General features: G+C 53.3%; 1 rRNA gene. It reads left to right on the top strand.

Annotated features, from left to right (window positions below):
* The first annotated feature begins 126 nt into the window (after positions 1-126).
* Positions 127-3054 (top strand): 23S ribosomal RNA (locus JCM19037_RS21420).
* Positions 3055-3123: the final 69 nt, after the last annotated feature.

Here is a 3123-nt window from a genome sequence, read left to right as displayed (position 1 = left end):
TCGTTCTTTGAAAACTGAATAACGGAAAGCATGAAAAGACATGACCGGGTTGATCGATTGAGATGTGCAAACATCTTAACGAACAACCGACCTAGCGTGATCTTAAATGATCAAACCATAACCTGTGGTTAAATGAAGAAGGGCGCACGGTGAATGCCTTGGCACTAGGAGCCGATGAAGGACGCGACGAACAGCGATATGCTTCGGGGAGTTGTAAGTACACATTGATCCGAAGATTTCCGAATGGGGAAACCCACTGCTTTTCACAGAGCAGTGCTGTATGGTGAATACATAGCCATGTAGCGGCAGACCCGGAGAACTGAAACATCTTAGTACCCGGAGGAAGAGAAAGCAAACGCGATTTCCTGAGTAGCGGCGAGCGAAACGGAACATAGCCCAAACCAAGTGGCTTGCCACTTGGGGTTGTAGGACACTCTATACGGAGTTACAAAGAAGCGAGATAGATGAAGCGACCTGGAACGGTCCATCGAAGAAGGTAAGAATCCTGTAATCGACATTTCGTTTCCTCTTGAGTGGATCCTGAGTACGGCGGGACACGAGAAATCCCGTCGGAAGCAGGGAGGACCATCTCCCAAGGCTAAATACTCCCTAGTGACCGATAGTGAACCAGTACCGTGAGGGAAAGGTGAAAAGCACCCCGGGAGGGGAGTGAAATAGATCCTGAAACCGTGTGCCTACAAGTAGTCAGAGCCGTTAAGGGGTGATGGCGTGCCTTTTGTAGAATGAACCGGCGAGTGACGTATACGTGCAAGGTTAAGTTGAAGAGACGGAGCCGCAGCGAAAGCGAGTCTGAACAGGGCGAGAGAGTACGTGAACGTCGACCCGAAACCGTGTGATCTACCCATGTCCAGGGTGAAGGTCGGGTAACACCGACTGGAGGCCCGAACCCACGTAGGTTGAAAGCTGCGGGGATGAGGTGTGGGTAGGGGTGAAATGCCAATCGAACACGGAGATAGCTGGTTCTCCCCGAAATAGCTTTAGGGCTAGCCTCGGAAAGAGAATGCTGGAGGTAGAGCACTGATTGGATGAGGGTCCCTACCGGATTACCGAGTTCAGTCAAACTCCGAATGCCAGTAATTTATATCCGGGAGTCAGACGGCGAGTGCTAAGATCCGTCGTCAAGAGGGAAACAGCCCAGATCACCAGCTAAGGTCCCCAAGTGTGTGTTAAGTGGGAAAGGATGTGGCGTTGCTTAGACAACCAGGATGTTGGCTTAGAAGCAGCCACCATTGAAAGAGTGCGTAATAGCTCACTGGTCGAGTGACGCTGCGCCGAAAATGTACCGGGGCTAAACACACCACCGAAGCTGTGGCAACTCTTTTGAGTTGGGTAGGGGAGCGTTCTGTAGGCAGAGAAGGCAGACCGTGAGGACTGTTGGAGCGTACAGAAGTGAGAATGCCGGTATGAGTAGCGAAAAGAAGGGTGAGAATCCCTTCCGTCGAAAACCTAAGGTTTCCTGAGGAAGGCTCGTCCGCTCAGGGTTAGTCGGGACCTAAGCTGAGGCCGAAAGGCGTAGGCGATGGCAAACTGGTGGAAATTCCAGTACCACCTTGTCTCTGTTTGAACAATGGGGGGACGCAGAAAGGTAGGGAGAGCGTACAATTGGATGTGCGTCGAAGCGAACGAGGCTGTTGGATAGGCAAATCCGTCCAACACATAAGGCTGAGTCGTGACCGCGAAAGGGCATAGCGCCCTTGAGTCCCTGATCCTCCGCTGCCGAGAAAAGCCTCTAGTGAGGAGACAGGTGCCCGTACCGCAAACCGACACAGGTAGGTGGGATGAGAATTCTAAGACGCGCGGGAGAACTCTCGTTAAGGAACTCGGCAAAATGACCCCGTAACTTCGGGAGAAGGGGTGCTCCTTGGGGTGAATAGCCCTGGGGAGCCGCAGTGAAAAGGCCCAAGCGACTGTTTATCAAAAACACAGGTCTCTGCGAAGTCGTAAGACGAAGTATAGGGGCTGACACCTGCCCGGTGCTGGAAGGTTAAGAGGAGGACTTAGCTTCGGCGAAGGTCCGAATTGAAGCCCCAGTAAACGGCGGCCGTAACTATAACGGTCCTAAGGTAGCGAAATTCCTTGTCGGGTAAGTTCCGACCCGCACGAAAGGTGCAACGACTTGGGCACTGTCTCAACGAGAGACCCGGTGAAATTATAGTACCTGTGAAGATGCAGGTTACCCGCGACAGGACGGAAAGACCCCATGGAGCTTTACTGTAGCTTGATATTGGGTTTGGGCACAGCTTGTACAGGATAGGCAGGAGCCTTGGAAACCGGAGCGCTAGCTTCGGTGGAGGCGCTGGTGGGATACTGCCCTTGCTGTGTTGGAATCCTAACCTCGAACCGTGATCCGGTTCAGGGACAGTGTCTGGTGGGCAGTTTGACTGGGGCGGTCGCCTCCTAAAGAGTAACGGAGGCGCCCAAAGGTTCCCTCAGAATGGTTGGAAATCATTCGAAGAGTGCAAAGGCAGAAGGGAGCTTGACTGCGAGACATACAGGTCGAGCAGGGACGAAAGTCGGGCTTAGTGATCCGGCGGCACCGTATGGAAGGGCCGTCGCTCAACGGATAAAAGCTACCCTGGGGATAACAGGCTAATCTCCCCCAAGAGTCCACATCGACGGGGAGGTTTGGCACCTCGATGTCGGCTCGTCGCATCCTGGGGCTGAAGTAGGTCCCAAGGGTTGGGCTGTTCGCCCATTAAAGCGGCACGCGAGCTGGGTTCAGAACGTCGTGAGACAGTTCGGTCCCTATCCGTCGTGGGCGTTGGAAATTTGAGAGGAGCTGTCCTTAGTACGAGAGGACCGGGATGGACATACCGCTGGTGTACCAGTTGTTCCGCCAGGAGCATGGCTGGGTAGCTACGTGTGGCAGGGATAAGTGCTGAAAGCATCTAAGCATGAAGCCCCCCTCGAGATGAGATTTCCCATCACGTCAAGTGAGTAAGACCCCTGAGAGACGATCAGTAGATAGGTCTGGTGTGGAAGTGTGGCGACACATGGAGCTGACAGATACTAATCGGTCGAGGATTTATCCACGCATATGGCGTTAGGATGGGTCACGTCCGCATGCTTCTCCGTTATTCAGTTTTGAGAGAACGATCTCTC

The sequence above is a fragment of the Geomicrobium sp. JCM 19037 genome (genome assembly GCF_000698105.1).
Taxonomy (GTDB): domain Bacteria; phylum Bacillota; class Bacilli; order Bacillales; family Marinococcaceae; genus Geomicrobium_A.
The sequence above is the reverse complement of the archived record's forward strand: the minus strand, read 5'-3'. Positions and strand labels throughout refer to the sequence as shown.